Here is a 25,321-nt window from a genome sequence, read left to right as displayed (position 1 = left end):
GCGCGATCGGATGCCTCCTCGCGGCCGATGCTCAGCCGGTCCCGGGGGTACGCGCGGGCGGCGGCCCGTCCCGGCCCTCCTCTACACTGCTGGGGTGATTGATCCCGTACTTCTGCGCGAGAACCCGGACGTCCTGAAGCGCTCGCAGGAGGCGCGCGGCGACTCCGTCGAGCTGGTCGACGAGGCGCTCGAGGCCGACCGCGTGCGCCGTGCGGCGATCACCGAGGCGGAGCGGCTCCGAGCCGAGCAGAACGCCTTCGGCAAGACCGTCGCCAACGCTCCGAAGGACGAGAAGGCGGCGCTCGTCGCCGAGGCCCAGCGCCTCGCCGCCGCCGCCAAGCAGGCGCAGCAGGAGGCGTCCGAGGCCGACGACGCCTTCACCGTGCTGGTGAAGCGCATCGCCAACCCGATCATCGAGGGCGTCCCCGCGGGCGGCGAGGAGTCGTTCGAGCTCGTCAGGACGGTCGGCGAGCGCCCCGTCTTCGACTTCGCCCCGCGCGACCACCTCGAGCTCGGCGAGCTGCTGGACGGCATCGACATGCAGCGCGGCGCGAAGGTCAGCGGCGCGCGCTTCTACTTCCTCAAGGGCCTGGTCGCCCGCCTCGAGATCGCCCTGATGAACCTGGGCCTCGAGAAGGCGCTCGCCGCCGGCTTCACCCCGCTGATCACGCCGACCCTCGTGCGCCCCGAGATCATGGACGGCACCGGCTTCCTCGGCGAGCACGACGACGAGGTGTACCGCCTCCGCGACGACGACCTCTACCTCACCGGCACCAGCGAGGTCGCCCTCGCCGGCTACCACGCCGACGAGATCCTCGACCTCTCCGGCGGCGCGAAGCGCTACGCGGGCTGGAGCACCTGCTACCGCCGCGAGGCGGGCTCGGGCGGACGGGACACCCGCGGCATCATCCGCGTGCACCAGTTCAGCAAGCTCGAGATGTTCGTCTACACCCTCCCCGAGGACGCCGAGGCGGAGCACGCGCGCCTGCTCTCGTACCAGGAGGACGTCCTGCAGAGCCTCGGCCTGAACTACCGCGTCATCGACACGGCGGCCGGCGACCTCGGCCAGAGCGCGGCGCGCAAGTTCGACGTGGAGGCGTGGGTCCCCACGCAGGAGACCTACCGCGAGCTGACCTCGACCTCGAACTGCACCACGTTCCAGGCCCGCCGCCTCGACACCCGCTACCGCACCGAGTCGGGGAGGACGGCTCCGGTCGCCACCCTCAACGGCACGCTCGCGACCACCCGCTGGATCGTCGCCCTCCTCGAGACCCACCAGCGGGCGGACGGCTCGGTGCTCGTCCCCGAGGCGCTGCGGCCCCACCTCGGCGGCCTCGAGGTGCTCGAGCCCGTCGCATGAGCGCGGCCCGCACCTCCGGCCGCCGCCTCGTCGCCCTCGACATCGACGGCACCGTCATGCACGAGGACGGCACCATCACCCGCGCGGTGACGGACGCGATCACCCGCGTGGCCGCCCAGGGCGACGAGGTGATGCTCGCCACCGGGCGCTCTCCCTCCTCCACCCTGCCCGTCGTCGAGCGCCTCGGGATCTCGCCCGAGTACGTGATCTGCTGCAACGGAGCGGTCACGCTCCGCAGGGACGCGTCCGGTGCCTACGTCCCCGAGACGGTCGAGACCTTCGACCCGACGGAGGTCCTGGAGACCATCCGCCGCTCCCTCCCCGACGCGCACTACGCCGTGGAGGACGCGGACGGCGCCTTCTTCTACACCGAGGCGTTCCCGGGCGGTGCCGTGATGGGTGCCGAGACGACCCACGTCCCCTTCGAGGAGCTGCTCGGCCGGCTGTGCACCCGCGTCGTCGTGATCTCGCCCGAGACCGGGATCGAGGAGTTCACCTCCCTGGTCGAGGAGATGGGCCTGCACCAGGTCAGCTACGCGATCGGCTGGACCGCCTGGCTCGACATCGCCCCGCACGGCGTCAACAAGTCCACCGCACTCGAGGTCGTCCGCGAGGAGCTGGGCATCGAGCGGAGCGACGTGGTCGCGCTGGGCGACGGCCGCAACGACATCGAGATGCTCACCTGGGCCGCCGCCGAGGGCGCAGGGCTCGCGATGGGCCAGGCGCCCGACGAGGTGCGGGCCGTGGCCTCCGCCGTGATCCCCTCGGTCCACCAGGACGGCGTGGCGGTCGCGCTCTCGGCGCTGCGCTGACCACGGTCCCGCGCGCTCGGCGGTTACTATCGGGTGTCGCTCCTGCGGGAGAGGCCGGGAGGGCTGTCCGAGCGGCCGATGGAGCCAGTCTTGAAAACTGGTGGGCGGAAACGTCTCGTGGGTTCGAATCCCACGCCCTCCGCCACGCCGTCCGCAGCGGAGTCCCGTTCTTCGCGTCGCTTCTCGCCGGCGCCTTCCGACGCCCGTCCTGGCGCGCGACGACGGAGGCCTGCCCGCTCTCCTTCGGAACGCGCCAGCCCTCTGTATAGGATTGCGCGACGCCCGGGATCGACGCCCGGCCCTCACCTCCGCACCACTGACGCCTCGACACCGGGAGACGGATGCGCCGCACGGGCCCTTCGACACAGACTCGCGACACTCCGCGCACGCCGCGCCCCTTCGTGCGGCACGGCCGCCAGAAGCGGCACACCCTCGCGCGGACCCTGGTGAAGGGAGCCGCCCTCGTGGGCGGTGTCGGTGTGGTCGCCTCGGTGTCGGTGGTCGCGATCGCGGCGACGCTGATCGTCCAGTCCGTGCAGCCCTCGGTCGACCTGCACCCGGGTGCGGCCGGCTCCAGCGTCGAGGCCGGAGGCGCCCCGGAGATCGGCGCACTGGAGGGCGGCTTCAACGTCCTCGTCGTCGGCAGCGACTCGCGGAAGGGCCAGGGCGACGCCTACGGCGACCCCGATGAGGAGACGAGCGTCCTCAACGACGTCAACATGCTGATGCACGTCTCGGCCGACCACAGCAACGCGACGGTCGTGAGCTTCCCCCGCGACATGTACGTCGACATCCCGGAGTGCGTGAACGCCGCCACGGGTGAGACGATCCCCGCCCGGTACGACACCAAGATCAACGAGGCGATGGGCAGCGACGTCAGCCTCGGCTGCGTGGCGGGGGTCGTCGAGGACCTCATGGGCGTCCGGGTCGACTACGGCGCGGTCGTGCAGTTCAACGGCGTGATCGAGATGTCGAACGCGGTCGGCGGAGTCGACGTCTGCGTCGCGACCGAGATCGCGGACCCCTACACGAACACCTACCTCGAGCCGGGCGTGCACTCGCTCGAGGGCATGGCGGCGCTGCAGTTCCTCCGCAGCCGCCACGGCATCGGCGACGGCAGCGACCTGACCCGCATCAGCAACCAGCAGGTCTTCCTCTCGGCGCTCGTGCGCCGGATCAAGAGCGCGGACACCCTCCTCAACCCGGTCGCGCTCTACGGGCTCGCAAAGGCGGCGCTCGGCAACATGACGCTCTCGACCGGTCTCGACAACGTGAACACGATGGTCCAGATGGGACTCGCGCTGAAGGACGTCGACCTCGCGGACGTCGTCTTCGCGCAGTACCCGACCGGGGCGACTCCGAGCGGAGTGGAGCCGGACCGCGCCGCGGGCGACGTCCTGGCGAGCGCCCTGCAGACCGATCAGCCGATCGCCATCACCGGCGGCACGGGCGCCGGCGCGACCGTGGAGGGCGAGGCGGCGGCCCCGGCCGACACCGCCGCTCCGTCGGGCCCGGCGACCGCGGATCCGCTGGCGACGGCCGAGGCGGCACCCGGCACTCCTGCAGCGACTCCCGAGGACGGATCCAAGGTTGCCCTGCCAGAATCGGTCACCGGCCAGAGCGCCGACCAGCAGACCTGCTCGGTCGGCTTCTTCGGCTGAGCCGAGGGCGGGCGGCACCGCGGGTGCTCTCCACCTCGCGCGCTGACTCCGGGACGACACGCGTCCCGCAGCCGAGAGAGAGTACGACCCGATGAGCGAACGCGCGTCCACCCGGACCACAGCAGCACGGCACGGCCGCCTGCGCCGCCCGAGCGGCGTGCGCTTCGCCGCGCGGATCCTCGCGGCCTGCGTGGGCGTCGGCGTGCTCAGCGCGGTCTGCATCGTGGCGATCGCCGCCTCGCTGATCGCCGGGAGCGCGCGTCCGTCCGTCGACCTAGGGATCGACTCGGGCGGAGGCGACGTGCCCGAGATCGGGGCGATCGAGGGCGGCGTCAACATCCTGCTCGCCGGCAGCGACAGCGCCGACGGATCGGCCGCCGGGGCCTACGGCGAGCGTGCCGAGAACCTCAACGACGTCACGATGCTCATGCACATCTCGGCCGACCACTCGACCGTGGAGGTCGTCAGCTTCCCCCGCGACCTCTACGTCCCGATCCCCTCCTGCACCGACCCGGCCACTGGCGCCGTCTCGGACGCGGTGGACTCGGCGAAGATCAACACCTCGCTCGAGGCCGGCGGGCTGGCGTGCACCGTGCAGACGGTCGAGCAGCTGACCGGGCTCGAGATCCCCTACGCGGCGCTCATCCAGTTCGAGGGCGTCATCGAGATGTCGAACGCGGTCGGCGGAGTGGACGTCTGCGTCGCCACCCCGATCCAGGACGAGTACACGGGGCTGAACCTCGACGAGGGCACGCACACGCTCGTCGGCGCCGAGGCGCTGGCGTTCCTCCGCACCCGGCACGGCGTCGGCGACGGCAGCGACCTCACCCGCATCTCGAGCCAGCAGGTGTACCTCTCGTCGCTGGTGCGCAAGGTGAAGAGCGCGTCGACGCTCTCGAACCCGGTGAACCTCTACGGCCTCGCGAAGGCGGCCGTCTCGAACATGCAGCTCTCCACCTCGCTCGAGAACGTGAACACCCTCGTGTCGATCGGCCTCGCGGTGAAGGACGTCGACCTCGCGAACGTGGTCTTCGTGCAGTACCCGACCTTCATCGACGGCAACGGCGTGTACCCCAGCGAGGACGCGGCGTCCGCGCTGAACGCGGCGCTCCTCGCCGACCAGCCGATCGCGCTGAGCGGCACCACCGGCGGCGGCTCGCAGTCGACGGGGGAGGAGCCCGGGGCGACCGGCGCTCCGGCGGCCACGGAGTCGCCGGCCACCGACGCCCCCGCGACCGACGCCCCCGCGACGAGCGCACCCGACGGGCCGGTCACCCTCCCGAGCGACGTCTCCGGGCAGACCGCGCAGCAGGAGACCTGCACGATCGGCCGGCCCCTGTCGGACCAGTAGGCGGCTTCTCGCCCTCCCGCGGAGGGGCGGGCGCCCGTGTCGCGAGGCCCTCGCGCGTGCGGTTATGATGGTCGTCGTGCGTCCGCCAGCGGGCGCTCAGGAGTCGTCGCATAGTCCGGTCGAGTGCACCACCCTGCTAAGGTGGAGAACCCTTTACTGGGTTCCGTGGGTTCAAATCCCACCGACTCCGCATCGTCCGAAGGCCCCGCTCAGGCGGGGCCTTCGTCGTTCCCGGCGGTGCCGGTGCCTGCCGCAGTACCGGCGTCTCCCGGCGGTGCCGGTGTCGCCGCAGTGCCGGGTTCTCGCGGTGCCGGAGCCCTCCGGCCGGCGCTCCGTCGCTCGCGCGCGGCGTCGGCGGCCCAGGCGACCCGACGCCCCGGCCGCCCGGGATCCGCCGCCGATCCGCCGGGCGGGTGCGCTCCCGGAGCGGCTACCCTGATCGGATGCCCAGCCCGATCCTCGACGCCCTGTCCGCCCCTCCCGCGCGGAGGGACGTCGCCTCGATCCGGGGTGCTCTCGCCGAGGTCGCGATCGGCGACTCGGTGCGCGTCCTCGTCCGCTCACCGCGCTACGGCCTCTACGGGATCGAGGGGGTCGTCCGGCAGGCCGTCGGCGGCGAGCTCGTCGTCGCGGACGTCTTCCTCGGCACGGGGACCGAGATCCAGAGCATCGCCCTGGCTCCGGACGCCGACGAGGTCGGCGGGGAGCGCTCGGCCGAGGGGCTCGAGCACGGGGACCCGGTGTGCGTGGCGTTCTCGACTCCGGCGCTCGGGTCGTTCACGATCACGGGCCCGCTGACGGCCGGCGGCCGCGACGGGTTCCTCCTCGTCGGCAGCTGGATCGTCGCGGACGGCGGCGAGCCCGGCCGCCACGTCGACCGCATCGAGCGCCTGACGGACGTCGGCGTCCACGAGAAGCACGTCCCCGGGCGCCGCTCCGCGGTCGAGGAGTAGCCCCTCAGCTCTGGCAGTGCGGGCACCAGTAGGTGACCCGCAGCTGCAGCTCGTCGTCGCCGAGCTCGCCGCGCTCGATCGGAGTGCCGCAGCGCCGGCACGGCTTGCGGTCGCGGCCGTAGACCCAGAGCTGCTGGCCCGGGCGCAGGTTGCCGGTCGTCGTGCGCTCGATCCGCTCGCGGTTCACGGTGATGAGCCGCTTCGCGAGCGCGATGGTGCGCACGAGGTCGCCGCTCCCGCCGACCGGGCGCGTGGGCAGCACGCCGCGCAGGAAGCACAGCTCGGCGCGGTAGACGTTGCCGAGTCCGGCCATGATCCGCTGGTCGAGCAGCGCGAGCCCGATCGGCCGCTCCGGATCGGCGGACAGGCGTCGCAGCGCCTCCTCCGCGTCCCAGTCGGCGCCGAGCAGATCGGGGCCGAGGTAGCCGACCACGTCCTCCTCGGCCGAGCGCGGGACGATCTCGAGGAGCCCGAGCTCGAAGCCGACCGCCTGCCAGTCCTCGGTCTCGAGGACGATCCGGGCCTGGAACGCCGGCCGGTGCCACTTCGGCCGCTCGCCCTCGCCGCGGGCGTAGAGGTGCCAGCTCCCCTCCATCTTGAGGTGGGAGTGGATCAGCGCGTCGCCGACCCGCATCAGCAGGTGCTTGCCGCGGGGGACGACCTCGTCGATCGTCTCGCCGGTGAGGTCGACCGTCGCGTACTTCGGCACGCGGACGTCGCACCGGGTCAGGACCTCGCCGTCCAGCGCCTCGGCGAGATTGTGGGCGGATCGGTAGACGGTGTCACCCTCGGGCACGCGGGCTCCCTCCGGCGCTCACGAGCGCATCCTCAGGCCGCGCGGATTCGCGACGAAGCCGGCGGCGACGAGGGCGTCGCCGAAGGGCGTGCCGAGCGCGAAGACGCCGTCGATCTTCTCGACGGTCAGCTTCTCGACCCCGCGGGAGCGGACGAGCTGCGAGAGGGCGCCGGCCGCGTCGGCGAGGGCCGCCTCGTCGGCGGTGAAGGTGAGGGCGGTCTTGCCGCCGCGCTCGAGGTAGACCGCGAGCGCTCCGTCGACGACGGCGACCAGCGCGCCGGCCTTCCGACCGGGGCGGTGCCCCTCGCCCTGCGGCCACGGCAGAGCGGCGCCGAACGGATTGGCGGGGTCGGTCGCCGCCAGCGCGAGCACCGGTCGTGAGCGCTCCTGCGCCTCGTCCTGCGGGGCGAACGTGCGGAGCCGGTCGACGCTGCCGGCTGTGCCGAACTGCGCTGCTCCCAGCTTCTCGATGAAGTAGCCCCTCCGGGCGCGGCCCTGCTGCTCGAAGCCGCTCAGCACCTTGTAGGCGAGGGCGAAGCCGCCCAGGACGCCCTCGGCCTGCACGGAGCCGCGGGTGACGATCCCGTACCGCTCGAGCAGCGTCTCGCCGAGCGCGTGCCCGCGGATCGTCGCGTCCGACTCCGCGAGCGGCACGATCGACCAGCGGCCGCCGGCGGTCGGCGGCCCCACGCGGGTGGCCATCGTGGGGCGGGCGGTCATCCGGCCCCGGGGCGCGCGGGCGCGGGCGGGGGCGCGCGGCTGGCGGTGGGCGCCGCCGGTCGAGCCGACGAGGGTGCGCAGCGGCGCCAGGGTGTCGTTCGTGACGAGCCCGGCCCAGACCAGCTCCCACAGGGCCTCGACGAGGCCCGCGTCGTCGGTGGAGCCGACCGCGTCGGAGAGCTGGCGGAAGAAGTAGCCGCCGCCCGAGCCGAGCACGCCGACGATCTCCTGCTGGAGCTCGGTCAGGGTCACGGACTCGGCGGCGGGGACGGGGAGGGTCAGCCCTGCCGTGTCGGCGAGATGGAGGCTCACCCAGCCGTCGTTGCCGGGCAGGGTGCCCGCGCCGGCCCAGAGGACCTCGCCGGTCGCGGTGAGCTCGTCGAGCATCGCGGGGGAGTAGTCGCGCACCCGGGCGGGCAGGATCAGCGACTCCCAGGCGGACGCGGGGATGGGCGCGCCGGCCAGCTGGTCGATCACGGAGGCCACGCCGTCGATACCGCGGAGCGAGCCGCCGACGTGCTGCCAGGCGGGGAGGAAGCGGGCGTACGCGGCCGCGTCGACCGGCTCCACCTCCTTGCGGAGCGCGGCGAGAGAGCGGCTGCGCAGGCGGCGCAGCACCTCGGCATCGCACCACTCGGTCCCGGTGCCGGTGGGGCGGAACTCGCCCTCCGAGACGCGGCGCTCGCCCGCGAGGCGGCGCAGGGTGTCGGTGACGACCGCGACGCCGAGGCCCAGGCGGGTGGCGACGGCGGCGGCGGTGAAGGGGCCGTGGGTGCGCGCGTAGCGGGCGACGAGGTCGCCGAGCGGATCGCGGACCGGGTCGATGAAGGCGACGGGGACGCCGATCGGCAGGGGCACGCCGAGAGCGTCGCGGAGCCGGGAGGCGTCCTCCATCGCGGCGTACCGCTGCTCACCGCCGAGGCCCACGGGCAGAACGCGCTTGGCCTTCACGAGCGCGGCCACGTCGGCCTCGAGCACCGCGCGCTCGATCGCGGGCGCCTTCGCGACGTCCGCCGAGGCGACCGATTCGTCGACCAGGCGCTCCCCGAGCTCGTCGAGCGTCAGCGGGCCGAGCAGCCGGAGCAGGTCGGCGGCGCCCTCGAGCCCGCGGAGGCGGCGCTCGGGCTCGACGCGCTGCAGCTCGCGCTCGATCTGCGCGAGGACGGCCGGGTCGAGCAGCTCGCGCAGCTCCGCTCGGCCGAGCAGCTCGCCGAGGAGCGTCGCGTCGACCGAGAGCGCTGCCGCGCGGCGCTCGGCGAGCGGGCTGTCGCCCTCGTACATGAAGGCCGCGACGTAGCCGAAGAGCATGGACCGCGCGAACGGACTGGCGGTCGGCGTCTCGACCTCGAGGATCCGCAGCTCGCGCCCGTCCAGCCGCGCGGCGAGCCGGAGCAGCGCGGGCAGGTCGTAGACGTCCTGGAGGCACTCGCGGACGGTCTCGAGGATGATCGGGAAGGTCGGGTAGGTGCGGGCGACGTCGAGGAGCTGCGCCGCCCGCTGCCGCTGCTGCCAGAGCGGGGAGCGCTTGCCCGGGTTGTACCTCGGGAGCAGGAGCGCCCGCGCCGCGCACTCGCGGAACCGGGCGGCGAAGAGGGCGGAGCCGCCGACCTCGCTCGTGACCAGCTGCTCCAGCTCCTCGCGCTCGAACAGGAACAGCTCGGAGCCCGGCGGCTCCGACTCGGTGTCGGGGATCCGCACGACGATGCCGTCGTCCCCGGCCATCGCCGCTCCGTCGACGCCGTGCCGCTCGCGGACGCGGGCGCCGATGGCGAGCGCCCACGGCGAGTGCACCTGCATCCCGTACGGGGAGTGCAGCACCAGCCGCCAGTCGCCCAGCTCGTCGCGGAAGCGCTCGAGCACGAGGGTGCGGTCGTCCGGGATCTGCCCGGTGGCCAGGCGCTGCTCGTCGAGGAAGGAGAGGAGGTTGTTGGTCGCGTACTCGTCGAGCCCGGCCGCCGTGCAGCGCTCGCGCGCCGTCTCGGGGGCGGCGGCGCCCACCTCGCGGGTGAACGCCCCGATCGCCTCGCCGAGCTCGGCCGGGCGCCCCTGCGAGTCGCCCTTCCAGAACGGGAGGCGCCCGGGCTCGCCGAACGCCGGCGTCACGATCACGCGGTCGTAGGTGATCTCCTGGATGCGCCAGCTGGTGGCTCCGAGCGCGAAGACGTCGCCGACGCGGGACTCGTAGACCATCTCCTCGTCGAGCTCGCCGACGCGGTTGCCGGTCGAGCCCGGCTCGCCGACCATGAACACGCCGAAGAGCCCGCGGTCGGGGATGGTGCCGCCGCTGGTGACGGCGAGGCGCTGGGCGCCGGGCCGGCCGGTGAGCGTGTTCGCGTCGCGGTCCCAGACGAGGCGCGGCCGCAGCTCCGCGAACTGGTCGGAGGGGTAGCGGCCCGAGAGCAGGTCGAGGGTCGCCTCGTAGGCGGAGCGGGGCAGGGACACGAAGGGGGCGCTGCGGCGGACGGTGTCGAACCAGTCGTCCACGTCGAGGCTCTCGAGGGCCGTCGCGGCGACGGTCTGCTGCGCGAGGATGTCGAGCGGGTTCGCGGGGACGGCGATCGCCTCGATCAATCCCGAGCGCATCCGCTCCGTCGTCACGGCGGAGTGGAGCAGGTCGGCCCGGTGCTTGGGGTAGAAGGACCCGCGCGAGACCTCGCCGACCTGGTGGCCGGCTCGACCCACGCGCTGCAGGGCGCTCGCGACCGAGGGCGGCGTCTCGACCTGGACGACGAGGTCGACCGCGCCCATGTCGATCCCGAGCTCGAGGCTCGAGGTCGCGACCACGCAGCGCAGGCGGCCGGATTTCAGGTCGTCCTCGATGATCGCGCGCTGCTCCTTGCTCACCGAGCCGTGGTGAGCGCGGGCGAGCAGTGGCTCCTCGTCGGGCGCGGACTGCCCGCTGCCGCTCGTGCCCCCGGCCGCTCCCATCGCCTCGGCCGGGGAGCGGCGGACGGAGGAGGAGCCCGCCTCGGCGAGCAGGGCGCCGACCGCGACGGGCTCGCCCGCCTCGCGCGCCCGCTCCGCGGCGAGCTCGCGGCGCTCGGCGTAGATCTCGTTGAGCCGGGCGGTCAGCCGCTCGGCGAGGCGGCGGGAGTTCGCGAAGACGATGGAGGAGGTGTGCGCGAGGACCCGGTCGACGATCGACTCCTCGACGTGCGGCCAGATCGACCCGCTCTGCGGACCGGTGGCCCCCATCGTCGATCCGTCCTGCGGAGCCGCCGTCCCCAGCTCGGACATGTCCTCGACCGGGACGACGACGCTGAGGTCCCACTGCTTCTCGGACGCCGGAGCCACGATCGCGACCGGGGAGCGGCCGGCGAGGAACCGGGCCACCTCCTCGCGCGGACGCACCGTCGCCGAGAGGCCGATGCGCTGCACCGGCTTCGGGAGCAGGGCGTCGAGCCGCTCGAGGGAGACGGCGAGGTGCGCCCCGCGCTTGGTCGACGCGACCGCGTGGACCTCGTCGACGATGACCGTCTCGACGCCGCGGAGCGACTCGCGCGCCGCCGAGGTGAGCATGAGGTAGAGCGACTCGGGGGTCGTGATCAGGATGTCCGGCGGCGTCTTCTGCAGCACGCGCCGCTCGGCGGCGGGCGTGTCTCCCGACCGCACCCCGACGGTGACCGTGGCCGGCGCGCTGCCGATGCCCTCGGCGCTCAGCCGCAGCGCCGTCTGGGTGACGCCGACGAGCGGCGAGCGGAGGTTGCGCTCGACGTCGACGCCGAGAGCCTTGAGCGGCGAGACGTAGAGCACGCGCGTGCGGTGCTGCGGATCCTCCGGCGGCGGGCCCTGCACGAGCCGATCGATCGCCCAGAGGAAGGCCGAGAGCGTCTTGCCGGAGCCGGTGGGAGCGACCACGAGGGCGTGCGCTCCGCTCGAGATGGCCGACCAGGCGCCCTCCTGGGCGGCGGTCGGCGCCGGGAACGCGCCCTCGAACCACGCGCGCGTGGCGGGGGAGAAGCGCTCGAGGACGTCCGGCATGCACCCATCCTCCCTGCCACCTCCGACATTGCCGGGGCCGCGGCCCGGGGGCGAGCCCTTGACGCGGGGGAGCCCGCCCGTCAGGCGAAGCCGAGACGCACGAACGTGCCGATGTCGGCGAGCTCGGCCTGCCCGACTCCGTGGGCGACGCCCTCGTAGACCCGGGCGTCGAGCGCCGTGTGCTCCGGGAACCAGGCCGCCGCGTCCCGCACGAGCTCCTCCGGGATCACCGTGTCGAGCGTCCCGCGGCCCCAGAACACCGGAGGACGCTCGCGGGCGAGCCGCTCGTCCGCGTCGTCGCCCTCGGCGAGCGGGACCACGAACCCGGACAGAGCGACCGCGAAGGCGAAGCGGCCCGGCGCGCGCCGCAGCAGCTGCACCGCCAGCGCGGCGCCCTGGGAGAAGCCCAGCAGCCCCACCGGACCCGGGTGCTCCAAAGCGTCGAGCCACTCGATCACACCCGCCGCCGCCGCCTCGACGGCCTCGGGATCGGCCCGCGGCTCGTCCGGCACCAGCGGCACCCGGAGGGGCCACCACGCGTTCGCCCCGCCGCCCAGGGCGAGAGGCGCCCGGAGGGACGCGAGGACCGGCTCCAGCGGCAGGTAGGCGCCGAGCGAGAACAGGTCCCCCTCGTGCGAGCCGTAGCCGTGCAGCAGCACCAGGAGGGGCCTGCCGACGCGGTCGCGCTCGGAGGAGGACCACAGCACCGCGTTCGCGTCGATTCCCATCGCTCCATCATCCCCCTGAGTGCGGGATCGCCGCCGCCGGTCGGAACACCAGCCGCGAAGGGTGAGAATGGCTGCATGAGCGTGCGCACCCCTGACCCGAACTCCGGGTGGCTGTCCGACGACGAACTCGCCGAGATCCGCCGGCGGCTCCCGCTGCTGTACGTGGAGGCCGTGCCCGTCCGGGTCGACGGGCTCGGGCAGGTCACCGAGGTCGGCGTGCTCCTGCGCGCGACCCCCTCCGGCCAGATCACCCGCACGATCGTCTCGGGCCGCGTGATGTACGGCGAGACGCTGCGCGACGCGCTGTTCCGCCACCTCGAGAAGGATCTCGGCCCCATGGCCTTCCCCCTCCTCCCCGCGAGCCCGCTCCCCTTCCACGTCGCCGAGTACTTCCCGATGCCCGGCATGGGACCGTTCACCGACGACCGCCAGCACGCGGTCTCCCTCGCCTACGTCGTTCCCGTCACCGGCACCTGCGACCCCCGCCAGGACGCCCTCGAGCTCACCTGGATGACCCCCGACGAGGCCTGCTCCGACGCGATCTCCGCCGAGATGGAGGGCGGGCGGGGCGCGCTGATCCGCGCCGCGCTCGCTTCCGTCGGCCGCCTGTCCTAGCGGCGCGGATCGGCCGCGGCGCTCCCTTCTGCGCACCGATAGCGGCGCGCCGCGGTCGGCTCGCAAGGACGGCGGGCCGGCTGGAGTGTCGGGCGTCCGCCTGGACCGATCCGCCGGCACGCGACTCGGCCGTTCGGCTCGTGGATCCGGCGTCCACGGGACCTCTGTGACCGGGCGAGGAGAGGCGGCGCCCCTGCCCGACGACGGCGCAGCAGGGGATCGCCTGATCAGGACGCGGTGAGGACTTCCGGAGCTCCCTGCGCGGGACTCCGCTCGAAGAGGTGAAGCGTGAACGACGAAGGGCCGGGGCCCGCGACCAGTAGTCGCGGGCCCCGGCCCTTCGTGATGTCGGCGCCCTGATCAGGACGAGCGCTGAGGTGCGATCACCGAACGCTCAGCCCCCGGACCAGCCGCTCCCCGCGAGGCGAACGGTCGATCCGCGTGCGAGCGGGTCGGCCTAGCCGGTCGCGACACGCTCTGCGCGTCGCGACCGTGCTTGAAGCCGACCGCGGTGCGCCGTTCCGCGGCTGCCCGCGAGGCGAACGGTCGATCCGCGTGCGAGCGGATCGGCCTAGCCGGTCGCGACACGCTCTGCGCGTCGCGACCGTGCTTGAAGCCGACCGCGGTGCGCCGCTCCGCGGCGCACAATCGGACTCAGCCCTGAGCGCGGCGCCCGCCGCGGCGGGCGCCGCCGCCGGCGGACTCGCGGGCGGGAGCGGCCGAGGCTGCTCCGCCGGTCGCGGTGCTGTAGAACGAGCGCGATCCGCCCGAGGTCGAGGGGGCACCGGCGGCCGAGCGGCTGCGGCCGCCGCGGGCGCCGCCGCGGGCGGGTCCCTCGGCGGCGGTGCGGTCGCGGCGGGGGCGGTCGCCTCCGCCGGTCGCGGCACCCGTCGAGCGTCCGCCGCGGGGTGCGGCGGTGCCCTCGGTGCGGGCCGCGCGCTTGCGCTGCGCGTTGGCGCCCTGCGAGCGTCCGCCCTGCGACTGGCCGCGGACGGGCTCGACGACGGCGCTGGGGGTGACGTACGGAGCGACGTCGCCGACGAGCTTCGCGACGGCGGCCGAGTCGGCCGTCACCTGCTGGGGCGCGACCTGGATCGCGGCCTTGCGGAGGAGGGTCTTCACGTCGCTGCGCTGCGTGGGCAGGACGACGGTGACGACGTCTCCCTCGCTGCCGGCGCGGGCGGTGCGGCCCGAGCGGTGCAGGTACGCCTTGTGCTCCATCGGCGGGTCGACGTGGATGACGAGCTCGACGTCGTCGACGTGCACACCGCGGGCGGCGACGTCGGTGGCGACGAGGACCTTGACGGTGCCGGCGCCGAACGCGGCGAGGTTCCGGTCGCGGGCGACCTGCGAGAGGTTGCCGTGCAGGTCGACCGCGGGGATGCCCTGGCCGGTGAGCTGCTTGGCGAGCTTCTTCGCGTGGTGCTTGGTGCGCATGAAGAGGATGCGGCGGCCGGTGCCGGACGCGAGCGTCTTCACGAGAGCGTTCTTGGCGTCGAGGCCGTCGACCTCGAACACGTGGTGGGTCATCAGCGCGACCGGCGAGTTGGCCTCGTCGACCGAGTGGAGCACCTCGTTCTGGAGGTACTTCTTGACCAGCTTGTCCACGCCGTTGTCGAGCGTCGCGGAGAACAGCAGGCGCTGCCCGCCGCGGGGGGTCTTGTCGAGGATGCGCGTGACGACCGGCAGGAAGCCGAGGTCGGCCATGTGGTCGGCCTCGTCGAGGACGGTGATCTCGACGGCGTCGAGGTTCACGAAGCCCTGCTTCATCAGGTCCTCGAGGCGGCCCGGGCAGGCCACGACGATGTCGACGCCCTGCTTGAGCGCGGCGACCTGGCGCTGCTGCGAGACGCCTCCGAAGATCGTGGTGGTGACGATGCCGTACGCGTCGGCGAGGGGCTGCATCGCGGCGGTGATCTGCGTGGCGAGCTCGCGGGTCGGCGCGAGGACGAGTCCGAGCGGGCGGCCGGGGCGGCGGCGTCCGCCGGCGAGCGAGCCGCCGAGTCGGGCGATCATCGGGATGGAGAAGGCGAGGGTCTTGCCGGAGCCGGTCTTGCCGCGGCCGAGGACGTCGCGTCCGCCGAGGGTGTCGGGCAGCGTGTCGACCTGGATCGGGAAGGGCTCGGTGATGCCGCTCGCGGTGAGCGCGGCCACGAGGGGGGCAGGCACGCCGAGGGCGCTGAAGGAGAGGGGGGTGTTCGACATGGAGTGGTGCCTTTCGGGGGCATCATGCCGATCGAGGACGCGCGGGCGGTGGCCGGGGCGCGGGTGATCGGCGTTCGGGCGAAGGTGACGGTGGTCACATCCGTTCGCCGTACGATTCGGTGCGCGCGGCCGGGGGCCTCATGCACGTGCGCCAGATGGTCGGGACGGATCCTCGACGGTCAGAGTCCTAGGGGACAAGGGGCGTTCTACGACGCGGGGGAGCGCAGTCGCTGCGCTCGCACCGTCCCACTCTAGTGGATGCCGATCCATCCGCGCATCGCGGCCTGCACGCGGGAGCCGTCGCGGTCGCTCAGCTTGGTCCCGACGAAGTCGCCCGCCCAGTCCGAGGTCTGCACGCGGAAGGCCGGCTCCGGGTCGCGCAGGGTCTTCAGGATGACGGCGGCGACGTCGGACGGGTCCTGCGCGTGGGTCGAGGAGAAGGACGACGCGGCGCGGTCGAGGTAGGCGCCGAGCGCCGGCGAGTAGGGGCCGGCCTGCGCGAGCATCGCCGCCGCGTCGATGCCGACGTTCTCGACGAAGCTGCTGCGGACCGCTCCCGGCTCGATCAGCGACACGTGGACGCCGACGGAGGCGGCGACGGGGGCGAGTGCCTCGAAGAACCCCTCGACCGCGAACTTCGCCGCGCAGTAGTCCTCGTTGAACGGCTGCCCGATCGCGCCGCCGACGCTCGAGACGGTGACGATGCGGCCGCGGGACGAGCGCAGCATCGGCAGCGCGGCGCGGGTGACCGCGACGGTGCCGAAGAAGTTGACCTCCATCACGCGGCGCAGCTCCTCCGGATCCTCCAGCTCGAGGGTGCCGAGGTGGCCGGCTCCGGCGTTGTTCACGAGGGCGTCGAGACCGCCGAGCTCCTCCTCCACGGCGCGGAGGCAGCCGGCGACGGAGTCCGCGTCGGTCAGGTCGAGCGCCCGCAGGTCGAGCTCGACGCGGGCCTCGGCGGCGGCGGCGCGCAGGCCCTCCGCCCGCTCCGGATCCCGCACGGTGGCGACCACCCGCCAGCCCGCGCGCGCGGCCTCGATCGCTGTGGCGCGGCCGATGCCGGTGGAGGTTCCGGTGACGAGGAGGACGGGACGGGGCATGCGGCTTTCCTGCTTTCCGGCGCACGACGGCGCCGCCCGGAGGCTATCGGCCGCCCCTCCGAGAACGTCCAGGGTCGGTGTCAGCCCCGGTAGCGCTCGCCGACCGGCACCTCGACCGGCAGCCGGTTGCCCGCCTGGGCGAGCGGGCAGGCCCAGGCCGGGTCGTAGGCGCAGGAGGGGTTGTAGGCGAAGTTGAAGTCGAGCACCAGCGTCCCCGGGGCGGAGCCCGGGCCGAGGTCGGCGCCCTTCACGGTGTCCAGGAGGTAGCGGCCGCCGCCGTAGGTGCCGCCGGGTGTCCCCGCGAGGGCGTCCTTGACCGGCAGGAACAGGCCTCCGCCGTAGGACGCCAGGCGCCAGACGTCGAGGCTGCCGGTGTCCGGCACCTCGACCGTGCCGATCAGCTCGAAGGGGACGGTGCCGTCGGTGCCGGTCTCCACGTCCATCCGCCGCGCCTCCTCGGCCGGGGCCACCTCGAGCTCGAAGCGCCAGGCCGCGTCGTAGGGCGCGATCGGCAGCGAGCGGAAGTGCGCGCGGTCGGCCGGGAGGAGGGGGGTGGAGGGGTGCTGCGCGAAGAGCGCGTTGCGCCCGCGGATCCAGGACGCGTGCGCGGCGAGCAGGTCCACGTTCGAGAGCCGGCGCACCTCCGCGTAGAGGGCCTGGACGTGGCGGCGCCAGTCCGACACCTCGACCGCGGTCGTGAGGCGGCGGTGGGGCGAGACGCCGTCGTCGTCCTGCTCCTCCTCGTCGGCGGAGGGCCACTGGAGGCGCAGGAGCTCCGAGCGCGACAGCTCGGTCTCCTCCTCGGCGACGCCGTCGGGGCTCATGCGGCGGACTCCCCGCGCGGGCGGGTGTCGGCACCGAGATCGTGGCGCCAGGACGGGGCGAGGGAGCGGATGCGGATGCCGCGCCACTGCCAGAACGCCCACATCGACGGCCAGAGCGCGGCCGAGGCGAGGCCCGCCGAGAACTCGAGGCGGTCGCGGAAGAGCGTGCGCCCGTCGGGGAGCGGGGCGACGGCCATGCGGTGGTCCCACGCGGTGATCAGTCGGAGGGAGCCGGTGAGGGGCCCGCCGCTGTCGCGCAGGATCCGCACGTCGGGCATCGAGGGGACGCGGCGGTAGGAGAGGTCGATCTCCTGCGCGCCCATCGGCACGATCCCGAGGGCGTCCATCGCGACCTCGTGGGAGCCGAGCCCCCAGGTCGGGCGGAAGCCGCCCTCGTCCAGCGACGCGGCGGTCAGGAGCGGGGACATCACCTCCCGGAACACGGCCGGACTCTGCAGGGCGCGCCAGGCGGAGTCGGCGTCGGTGTCGAGCACGTGCTTGAGCATCACCTTCACGAGGGACATCCTCCTCCGCCCGCCCCTGCGCGGGAACCGGGTGCGCGCGGAGCCCCGGACGTGTATGCGCCTCCGGTGCTCGCTACCGTGTCAGGGTGACCGCTCCCGCCGCCTCCGTCGACCAGTCGACCTACCAGATCCGCTTCGAGTGGGGGGCCCGCGCCCTCCGTGTGCTCGCCCCCGCCCACGTCACGGTGCTCGTCGACGCTCTGCCCGGAGGCGAGAGCCCCGACCTCGGGGGAGTGGAGGGCCGCGTCGTCCGCGCGGGCCTGGCCGACCGCTCGGCCGTCGCCCGCTGGATCCTGGAGCGCCAGCACGAGAACGGCGGGCGCACCAGCGTCAACGTGATCGCCCTCGGCGACATCGATGACAGCGGAGCGGCGCGGTTCGCGATGGAGGACCAGCTGGCGGCCGGCGCCGTCGTCGACGCGCTCATCGGGCTGGGCATCGACCACGTCTCGCCCGAGGCCGCGGTGGCCTGCTCGTCCTACGAGGGCCTGCGCCGGGCGTGCGCGCATCTGCTCACCGCGTCCGAGTCCGGCCGCCTGCTCGCCGCCGAGGGGCGGGCGGACGAGGTCCGGGCCGCTGCCCGGGTCGACACCGTCGACGAGGTGGCGGTCCTCCGCTGACCCGCCGCTCCGGCGGGCGCGGCCTCCGAGCGGTGCAGGGCGTCCGCGGAGCGCACAAGCCCCTGCGGATCCGAGCCGCCGCCTCGACCACTCGCCCGCCCCCGGCGTAGCGTTCGGCGGAGGCGGTCCCTCCGCCCCCCGCCCCGACCGAAAGCTGGCCCGCATGAAAGCCGTCCTCAACGACGTCGTCCTCGCCGACGCCCCCGACTCCGACCTGATCTCGATCGAGGGCAACTGGTACTTCCCGCCGTCGAGCATCGCCGAGGGCGTGCTCGTCGAGAGCCCCACGCCCTACACCTGCCCGTGGAAGGGCGAGTGCCAGTACTTCTCGGTGCAGACCGGCGACGGCCTGCAGAAGGACAAGGCCTGGTCGTACCCGCACCCCTACCCGACGGCGTTCGACCGCGTCGGCAAGGACTTCTCGGGCTACGTCGCCTTCGACCGCTCGGTCCGCGTCTCCGACTGACCCGTCCCGCCGCGGCGCCGCTCCCGGTGCCGCGGCGGTGCGTCAGCCGCGCGGGGCGGCGGCGCGCGCCCGGTAGGCCCGGACCTTCGACCGGTTCCCGCAGCGCTGCATCGAGCACCAGCGGCGCGACCCGGCTCGGGACGTGTCGAGGTAGAGCATCCGGCACTCCGGATCCGCGCAGCGCCGCAGCCGTCCGGTCGCGGCCGGACCCAGCAGCCCCACGGCCTCCCGGGCGATGGACGCGAGCGCCTGCCTGCCCGCCGCGTGGAGCCGTCCTGCCTGCCGCGATCCGCCGCCCAGCACCGGCGGGATGTCGGGCATCGCCGCGACCAGGTTGACCACGTCGACGTCGCGCGGGTCGAGCGCGGTGCCGGCCTCGGCCGCGACGGCCAGCCGGGCGATCGCGCCCCGGAGCATCAGCGCGTCGTCCAGGCGCGCGTCCCGGCTCTCGGGGCCGACCGCCTCGAAGCGCTCGGCGAGCCAGGCGGCCAGGGCGGCGTCGGAGTCGAGGTGCTCGGCCGCTCCCGGAGGCAGTGCTCCCGTCGTGGCGAAGTCGAGTGCGAGGCTCCCGGAGTCGAACCACCAGCGCCGGCCGTCGGCCTCGGGGAGCCACTGCCCGGTGACCGGCGTGCGCCCGCCGTGCGGGGCCTCGTCCGGGGTCACGGCGCCGGGACCGGTCGGCGCCGCCACTGGATCGCGTTCGCGGGCTCGAACCGGCGCGCGCAGCGGCCGCAGGCCAGGGGCCGGGTGGGCCGGCGATGGCGGTAGAAGAGGTGTCCGCCCGGGCAGGTGCCGACCCACGGTGCGAGCTCGTCCGCGGTCGGGTTGCTGTGGGTGCGCGATCCCGTGTAGCCGAGCCGCGCCGCGATCCGCCGCCACTGCGGTCCGTGCCCGGCGTCGGGCCCCGCGAGCGCGTGAGCGACCTCGTGCAGGAGTGTCTGCCGGACCTCCTCGTCGCTCCAGCGGGCGGCGAGGTGGCGCGAGACCGTGATCCGGCGGCGCGTCCAGTGGCAGGCGCCGCCGCGGGTGCGCGCGTGGTCGAGCGCGAAGGACCAGGAGGGGTCGAGGTGCTCCTCGATCAGCGCGTCGGCCCAGCGGGCCACGTCCTCGAGGTCGGCCACCGGTGGCGCTGCCTAGGACTCGTCGCCGTCGGCGCGGCGGCGGCCGCGGGCGGTGCCGTCGGTGCGGGCCTCTCGGTCGGTCCCGTCCTGGAACTCGGAGGCGGCGGCGTAGCCCAGGCGGGCGACCTCGAGCTCCTCCTCGGGGACCCCGACGCGCTCGCCGAGGGCGGTCGCGGCGTCGAAGTCGCGCATCGCCCGGCCGTACTCGCCCAGCTCGAAGAAGGTGAGGCCGCGGTGCTTGAGCGCGAAGGAGTGCTCGAGGTGCCACTCGTGCGTGCGCGCCTCCTCGACGCAGAGCGCGAGCTCCGAGAGGGCCTCGTCGGTGCGGCCCCGCAGCTGCATGAGGCGGGCGCGGCGGACACGGGCGGTGAGCAGCTCGGCGCGGTCGCCGGAGAAGCGGGTGCGGCGGACGGCCTCGTTCGCGAGGTCCCACGCCTCGTCGACGCGCCCGAGCAGGCGCAGCAGCTCCGCCTTCTCGGTGAGCGCGGCGAGGCTGCGCAGCGCGCCGATCTCCTCCAGGCGCTCCTGGGCGGCGTCGACGTCGATCTCCTCGTGGAGGGTCGCGGGGTCGTGGCGGATGATGATGCTCAGGGCGATGCTTCCTCGTGGAGTGCGGATCCGGATCGTCGCGCGCGGCGGACGAGAGGACGGTCGGGGTCGCTGACCCCGGCGTCGAGTGTACCGGCGGGTCCCCGGACGGCGCCCCGACGCGCGGCCCGGGTCAGCCCCGTCGCACCTGGAAGATGCTCCGCGCCGGCAGCGGCGACGGGGTGGCGGTCTCGTCCGTGACGACGAGGGCGCCGGCGATGAAGTTCTCGAGCTCCCGCCCCTGCACCAGCTTGGAGGGCGCGGGGTCGGAGGCGAGGCGCCGCGGCAGGCCGTCGAGCGGCAGCGGATCGGCCGAGGCGAGCATCACCACGTTCCCGAAGCGCTTGGCTTTGAGCATCTGGGTGTCGGTCATGATCGCGGTGTGCGCGAAGACGGAGGCGAGCGTCGCGGCCTGGGCGCGGGCGAAGGCGAGCGCGCCGCCGTCGGCCACGTTCACCGCGACCAGGCCGCCGGGGGCGAGCAGCGGCGCGATCGCCCCGTAGAACTCGGCGCTGGTCACGTGCGCGGGAGTGCGCGCGCCCGAGAAGATGTCGACGACGACCACGTCGACCGTGCCGCGCAGCCCGGGCGGCAGCTTGCCGAGCACCTCGCGGGCGTCGCCCTGGCGGATGCGGATCTGCGCCCCGCGGGGGAGCGGGAGCGCCTCGCGCACCAGCTCGACCAGAGCGCCCTCGATCTCGACGACCTGCTGGCGCGAGCCCGGCCGGGTCGCGGCGACGTAGCGGGGGAGGGTCAGCGCTCCGGCGCCCAGGTGGAGCGCCGTGACGCTGTCGCCCTCGGGGGCGACGAGGTCGATCGCGTGGCCGATCCGGCGGACGTACTCGAAGGAGAGGTGCGTCGGATCCGCGAGGTCGACGTGCGACTGCGGAGTGCCGTCGACGACCAGGGTCGCCGCGTCGGGCGAGTGGCGGTCGGGCTCGATCCGCGCGGTGTACCCGCTGGCGAGCACGGCGCGGGGGTGCTCGGAGTCGTCTCCGCGTCGGCGGCCGGTGCGTTCCTGCATCCGACCAGTCTGCCGCGGCGGCGGGACGGCGGGGCTCCGCGCCCGGCCCGGTCGGATCGATCCGGGAGGCCGTGGCCTCGTATACCGGACCCCGCGGGGCGGCGCAAGCATCCGCACTTGCGCGGCGTGGCGCGATGCGGCTATATTCGTACTTTGCGCTCCCGAGTACCCATGCCCTCATATCGCGGTCGGCAGGTCACCGGAACCCGGCATCAGATGGTGGATGCCGTTGCCACACTCTAGCCCCGCCCCCAAGACCGAGTCGCCTCGGTCCGCACGGCGTGCGGGCAGGGGTGGCGGCCCGTCCGGCGGGAGCCCACTCCACACATCCCACAGATTGAGACCCGCGAGGGTCTACGGAGGTTCCTTCCTTGGCTGCTGCGTCCACCGCGACCACCACCTCACCCAAGAACGGACGCGGAGCTTCGCGTCTCTCGTTCGCCAAGATCAGCGACACCCTGACCGTTCCGGATCTGCTCGCGCTGCAGACCGAGAGCTTCGACTGGCTCGTCGGCTCGGAGGCGTGGAAGACCCGCGTCGCCGAGGCGAAGGCCGCCGGCCGGGAGGACCTCCCCGCCAACTCCGGCCTCGACGAGATCTTCGAGGAGATCTCCCCGATCGAGGACCTCAGCGAGACGATGCAGCTGAGCTTCACGAACCCGTACCTCGAGCCCGAGAAGTACACGATCGAGGAGTGCAAGGAGCGCGGCAAGACCTACGCCGCTCCGCTGTACGTCGAGGCCGAGTTCATGAACCACCTCACGGGTGAGATCAAGACCCAGACGGTCTTCATGGGCGACTTCCCGCTGATGACCGAGAAGGGCACGTTCATCATCAACGGCACCGAGCGTGTCGTCGTGTCCCAGCTCGTGCGCAGCCCCGGCGTCTACTTCGAGCGCCAGCAGGAGAAGACGTCCGATAAGGACATCTACTCCGCCCGCGTCATCCCGAGCCGTGGAGCCTGGCTCGAGTTCGAGATCGACAAGCGCGACCAGGTCGGCGTGCGCATCGACCGCAAGCGCAAGCAGTCGGTCACCGTGTTCCTCAAGGCACTCGGCCTGACGAGCGAGGAGATCCTCGAGCAGTTCGCCGGCTACGAGTCGATCGAGCTGACCCTCGAGAAGGACAACATCCTCACCAAGGAGGACGCCCTCCGCGACATCTACCGCAAGCTCCGTCCGGGCGAGCAGGTCGCCGCCGAGGCCGCCCGCGCGCTGCTGGACAACTTCTACTTCAACTCCAAGCGCTACGACCTCGCGAAGGTCGGCCGCTACAAGATCAACCGCAAGCTCGGCATCGACAAGGCGCTGTCCGACTCGGTGCTCACGGTCGAGGACATCATCGCGACCATCAAGTACCTGGTCGCCCTGCACGACGGCCGCACCGCCCTCCCCGGCGTGCGCGACGGCGAGCCGGTGGAGCTGCGTCTCGACGTCGACGACATCGACCACTTCGGCAACCGCCGCATCCGCGCGGTCGGCGAGCTGATCCAGAACCAGGTCCGCACCGGACTGTCCCGCATGGAGCGCGTCGTCCGCGAGCGCATGACCACGCAGGACATCGAGGCGATCACCCCGCAGACCCTGATCAACGTGCGCCCCGTCGTCGCCGCGATCAAGGAGTTCTTCGGGACCAGCCAGCTGTCGCAGTTCATGGACCAGAACAACCCGCTCGCGGGTCTGACCCACAAGCGCCGCCTGTCGGCGCTCGGCCCCGGTGGACTCTCCCGTGAGCGCGCCGGCGTCGAGGTCCGCGACGTCCACCCCTCGCACTACGGCCGCATGTGCCCGATCGAGACCCCGGAAGGCCCGAACATCGGCCTGATCGGATCGCTCGCGTCCTTCGCGCGCATCAACTCGTTCGGCTTCATCGAGACCCCGTACCGCAAGGTCGTCGACGGCACCGTCACCTCGCAGATCGACTACCTCACCGCGTCCGAGGAGGACGAGTACCTGGTCGCCCAGGCGAACGCCCCCCTCACGAAGGACTTCCGCTTCGCGGAGGGCAAGGTCCTGGTCCGCCCCAAGGGCGGAGAGGTCGAGCTCGTCGACGCCGAGCGCGTCCACTACATGGACGTCTCGCCGCGCCAGATGGTCTCGGTCGCGACCTCGCTGATCCCGTTCCTCGAGCACGACGACGCGAACCGCGCGCTCATGGGCGCGAACATGCAGCGTCAGGCCGTCCCGCTGCTGCGCAGCGAGTCGCCCGTCGTCGGAACCGGCATGGAGGGCTTCGCGGCCATCGACGCCGGCGACGTCATCACCGCCGACAAGGCCGGTGTCGTCCAGGAGGTCTCCGCCGACTCCGTCACCGTCCAGCTGGACGAGGGCGGCACGCAGACCTACTTCCTCCGCAAGTTCGACCGCTCCAACCAGGGCACCTCGTACAACAACCGCGTGGTCGTCTCGGCCGGCGAGCGCATCGAGGTCGGCGAGGTCGTCGCCGACGGCCCCGCCACCGAGAACGGCGAGCTCGCGCTGGGCAAGAACCTGCTCGTCGCGTTCATGCCGTGGGAGGGCCACAACTTCGAGGACGCGATCATCCTCAGCCAGAACCTGGTGAAGGACGACGTCCTCTCCTCGATCCACATCGAGGAGTACGAGGTCGACGCCCGCGACACCAAGCTCGGCAAGGAGGAGATCACCCGCGACCTCCCCAACGTCAGCCCGGAGCTCCTGGCCGACCTGGACGAGCGCGGCATCATCCGCATCGGCGCCGAGGTCCGCCCCGGCGACATCCTCGTCGGCAAGGTCACGCCCAAGGGCGAGACCGAGCTCTCGGCCGAGGAGCGCCTGCTCCGCGCGATCTTCAACGAGAAGAGCCGCGAGGTCCGCGACACGTCGCTGAAGGTGCCCCACGGCGAGCAGGGCACGATCATCGGCGTCAAGGTGTTCGACGCGCAGGACGGCGACGACGAGCTCGGCTCGGGCGTCAACCAGCGCGTGGTCGTCTACATCGCCCAGAAGCGCAAGATCACCGAGGGCGACAAGCTCGCCGGCCGCCACGGCAACAAGGGCGTCATCTCGAAGATCCTGCCGGTCGAGGACATGCCGTTCCTCGCCGACGGCACCCCGGTCGACATCGTCCTCAACCCGCTCGGCGTCCCCGGCCGCATGAACTTCGGCCAGGTCCTCGAGATCCACCTCGGGTGGATCGCGAAGCAGGGCTGGAAGGTCGAGGGTCAGCCGGAGTGGGCCGCGCGCCTGCCCGAGCACGCCCGCGAGGCGGCGCCCGGCACCAAGGTCGCGACCCCCGTCTTCGACGGTGCGGCGGAGGAGGAGCTCGCAGGGCTCCTCGACTCCACCACCCCGACGCGCGACGGAGAGCGCCTGATCGGCTCGTCCGGCAAGACGCAGCTGTTCGACGGCCGCTCCGGGGAGCCCTTCCCGGACCCGGTCTCGGTCGGCTACATGTACATCCTGAAGCTGCACCACCTCGTCGACGACAAGATCCACGCGCGCTCGACGGGCCCGTACTCGATGATCACCCAGCAGCCGCTGGGTGGTAAGGCGCAGTTCGGCGGACAGCGCTTCGGCGAGATGGAGGTGTGGGCCCTCGAGGCCTACGGCGCCGCCTACGCCCTCCAGGAGCTCCTCACCATCAAGTCGGACGACATCCTCGGCCGCGTGAAGGTGTACGAGGCCATCGTCAAGGGCGAGAACATCCAGGAGCCCGGCATCCCGGAGTCCTTCAAGGTCCTCATCAAGGAGATGCAGTCCCTGTGCCTGAACGTCGAGGTCCTCTCGGCCGACGGCACCGCGGTCAGCCTGCGCGACACCGATGACGAGGTCTACCGCGCCGCGGAAGAGCTCGGCATCAACATCTCCTCCCGGTTCGAGTCGTCCTCCGTCGACGACATCTGATCCGCGCCA

20 protein-coding genes and 2 tRNA genes are annotated in these 25,321 nt (G+C 73.2%); 11 read left to right on the top strand and 11 right to left on the bottom strand.

What is annotated here, in order from left to right:
• Window positions 1-94: 94 nt before the first annotated feature.
• From serS to C5C25_RS13405, 7 genes are all read left to right on the top strand, one after another.
• A complete protein-coding gene (gene serS / locus C5C25_RS13435; protein WP_104250895.1) occupies window positions 95-1,360 on the top strand; it encodes a serine--tRNA ligase in 1,266 nt (421 codons plus the stop codon).
• Entirely contained in the window at window positions 1,357-2,172 is an 816-nt protein-coding gene (locus C5C25_RS13430) for an HAD family hydrolase (RefSeq protein WP_104250894.1), read from the top strand. Before serS ends, C5C25_RS13430 begins: the two co-directional genes overlap by 4 nt.
• Window positions 2,173-2,229: 57 nt before the next feature.
• Window positions 2,230-2,317: transfer RNA gene (locus C5C25_RS13425), tRNA-Ser, on the top strand.
• Between the two features lie 301 nt (window positions 2,318-2,618).
• Window positions 2,619-3,833 carry an LCP family protein gene (locus C5C25_RS13420; protein WP_258059448.1) on the top strand — a complete coding sequence of 405 codons (1,215 nt, stop codon included), beginning with the start codon at window positions 2,619-2,621 and terminating at the stop codon, window positions 3,831-3,833.
• A 91-nt stretch (window positions 3,834-3,924) separates the two neighbouring features.
• Window positions 3,925-5,184, top strand: coding sequence for an LCP family protein (locus tag C5C25_RS13415; RefSeq protein WP_104250893.1), 1,260 nt, complete (start codon window positions 3,925-3,927; stop codon window positions 5,182-5,184).
• Between the two features lie 99 nt (window positions 5,185-5,283).
• A tRNA-Ser gene (locus C5C25_RS13410) sits at window positions 5,284-5,374 on the top strand.
• A 253-nt stretch (window positions 5,375-5,627) separates the two neighbouring features.
• Window positions 5,628-6,137, top strand: coding sequence for a hypothetical protein (locus C5C25_RS13405; RefSeq protein ID WP_104250892.1), 510 nt, complete (start codon window positions 5,628-5,630; stop codon window positions 6,135-6,137).
• Between the two features lie 4 nt (window positions 6,138-6,141).
• Here C5C25_RS13405 and C5C25_RS13400 read toward each other — a convergent pair whose 3' ends face one another.
• From C5C25_RS13400 to C5C25_RS13390, 3 genes are all read right to left on the bottom strand, one after another.
• Window positions 6,142-6,933 (bottom strand): DNA-formamidopyrimidine glycosylase family protein, encoded by a 792-nt coding sequence (locus C5C25_RS13400; protein ID WP_104250891.1) that lies wholly within the window; start codon window positions 6,931-6,933, stop codon window positions 6,142-6,144.
• An 18-nt stretch (window positions 6,934-6,951) separates the two neighbouring features.
• Window positions 6,952-11,634 (bottom strand): ATP-dependent helicase, encoded by a 4,683-nt coding sequence (locus tag C5C25_RS13395; RefSeq protein WP_104250890.1) that lies wholly within the window; start codon window positions 11,632-11,634, stop codon window positions 6,952-6,954.
• A gap of 80 nt (window positions 11,635-11,714) precedes the next feature.
• Window positions 11,715-12,362, bottom strand: a complete 648-nt coding sequence (locus C5C25_RS13390) for an alpha/beta hydrolase (RefSeq protein WP_104250889.1) — start codon at window positions 12,360-12,362, stop codon at window positions 11,715-11,717.
• Between the two features lie 75 nt (window positions 12,363-12,437).
• Here C5C25_RS13390 and C5C25_RS13385 point away from each other — a divergent pair, with 75 nt between their 5' ends.
• The gene (locus tag C5C25_RS13385; protein WP_104225113.1) at window positions 12,438-12,977 is read left to right on the top strand and encodes an NUDIX hydrolase family protein; all 540 of its coding nucleotides are present in this window, start codon (window positions 12,438-12,440) and stop codon (window positions 12,975-12,977) included.
• Window positions 12,978-13,631: 654 nt separating this feature from the next.
• Here the strand turns inward: C5C25_RS13385 and C5C25_RS13380 are convergent.
• The 4 genes from C5C25_RS13380 to C5C25_RS13365 form a co-directional block, all read right to left on the bottom strand.
• A complete protein-coding gene (locus C5C25_RS13380; RefSeq protein ID WP_104225114.1) occupies window positions 13,632-15,182 on the bottom strand; it encodes a DEAD/DEAH box helicase in 1,551 nt (516 codons plus the stop codon).
• A gap of 251 nt (window positions 15,183-15,433) precedes the next feature.
• Entirely contained in the window at window positions 15,434-16,282 is an 849-nt protein-coding gene (locus tag C5C25_RS13375; RefSeq protein ID WP_104250888.1) for an SDR family oxidoreductase, read from the bottom strand.
• Window positions 16,283-16,362: 80 nt separating this feature from the next.
• Complete coding sequence (locus tag C5C25_RS13370; protein WP_104250887.1) at window positions 16,363-17,106, bottom strand: DUF1684 domain-containing protein; 744 nt, start codon at window positions 17,104-17,106, stop codon at window positions 16,363-16,365.
• Window positions 17,103-17,630, bottom strand: a complete 528-nt coding sequence (locus C5C25_RS13365; protein WP_244248113.1) for a hypothetical protein — start codon at window positions 17,628-17,630, stop codon at window positions 17,103-17,105. The genes C5C25_RS13370 and C5C25_RS13365 overlap by 4 nt, the downstream gene beginning before the upstream one ends.
• 86 nt (window positions 17,631-17,716) lie before the next feature.
• On the opposite strand from C5C25_RS13365, the gene C5C25_RS13360 reads away from it, so the two are divergent.
• The gene (locus C5C25_RS13360) at window positions 17,717-18,250 is read left to right on the top strand and encodes a 2-phosphosulfolactate phosphatase (RefSeq protein WP_104250886.1); all 534 of its coding nucleotides are present in this window, start codon (window positions 17,717-17,719) and stop codon (window positions 18,248-18,250) included.
• Window positions 18,251-18,413: 163 nt separating this feature from the next.
• Complete coding sequence (locus tag C5C25_RS13355) at window positions 18,414-18,716, top strand: DUF427 domain-containing protein (RefSeq protein ID WP_104224584.1); 303 nt, start codon at window positions 18,414-18,416, stop codon at window positions 18,714-18,716.
• A gap of 42 nt (window positions 18,717-18,758) precedes the next feature.
• On the opposite strand, the gene C5C25_RS13350 is transcribed toward C5C25_RS13355, so the two are convergent.
• From C5C25_RS13350 to C5C25_RS13335, 4 genes are all read right to left on the bottom strand, one after another.
• Complete coding sequence (locus tag C5C25_RS13350) at window positions 18,759-19,406, bottom strand: CGNR zinc finger domain-containing protein (RefSeq protein ID WP_258069420.1); 648 nt, start codon at window positions 19,404-19,406, stop codon at window positions 18,759-18,761.
• On the bottom strand, window positions 19,376-19,837 hold the full coding sequence (locus tag C5C25_RS13345) for a SprT-like domain-containing protein (protein WP_104250885.1): 462 nt from the start codon (window positions 19,835-19,837) through the stop codon (window positions 19,376-19,378). The genes C5C25_RS13350 and C5C25_RS13345 overlap by 31 nt, the downstream gene beginning before the upstream one ends.
• 12 nt (window positions 19,838-19,849) lie before the next feature.
• Window positions 19,850-20,179: a hypothetical protein gene (locus C5C25_RS16600; RefSeq protein WP_181027192.1), complete on the bottom strand. Its 330-nt coding sequence runs from the start codon at window positions 20,177-20,179 to the stop codon at window positions 19,850-19,852.
• A gap of 379 nt (window positions 20,180-20,558) precedes the next feature.
• On the bottom strand, window positions 20,559-21,449 hold the full coding sequence (locus C5C25_RS13335) for a spermidine synthase (RefSeq protein WP_104250884.1): 891 nt from the start codon (window positions 21,447-21,449) through the stop codon (window positions 20,559-20,561).
• Window positions 21,450-21,820: 371 nt separating this feature from the next.
• Here C5C25_RS13335 and rpoB point away from each other — a divergent pair, with 371 nt between their 5' ends.
• Window positions 21,821-25,312 (top strand): DNA-directed RNA polymerase subunit beta, encoded by a 3,492-nt coding sequence (gene rpoB / locus C5C25_RS13330; protein ID WP_104224581.1) that lies wholly within the window; start codon window positions 21,821-21,823, stop codon window positions 25,310-25,312.
• Window positions 25,313-25,321: the final 9 nt, after the last annotated feature.

Source organism: Rathayibacter sp. AY2B9 (assembly GCF_002931595.1).
Lineage (GTDB): Bacteria > Actinomycetota > Actinomycetes > Actinomycetales > Microbacteriaceae > Rathayibacter.
This window is presented reverse-complemented; position numbering and strand designations above follow the sequence as displayed.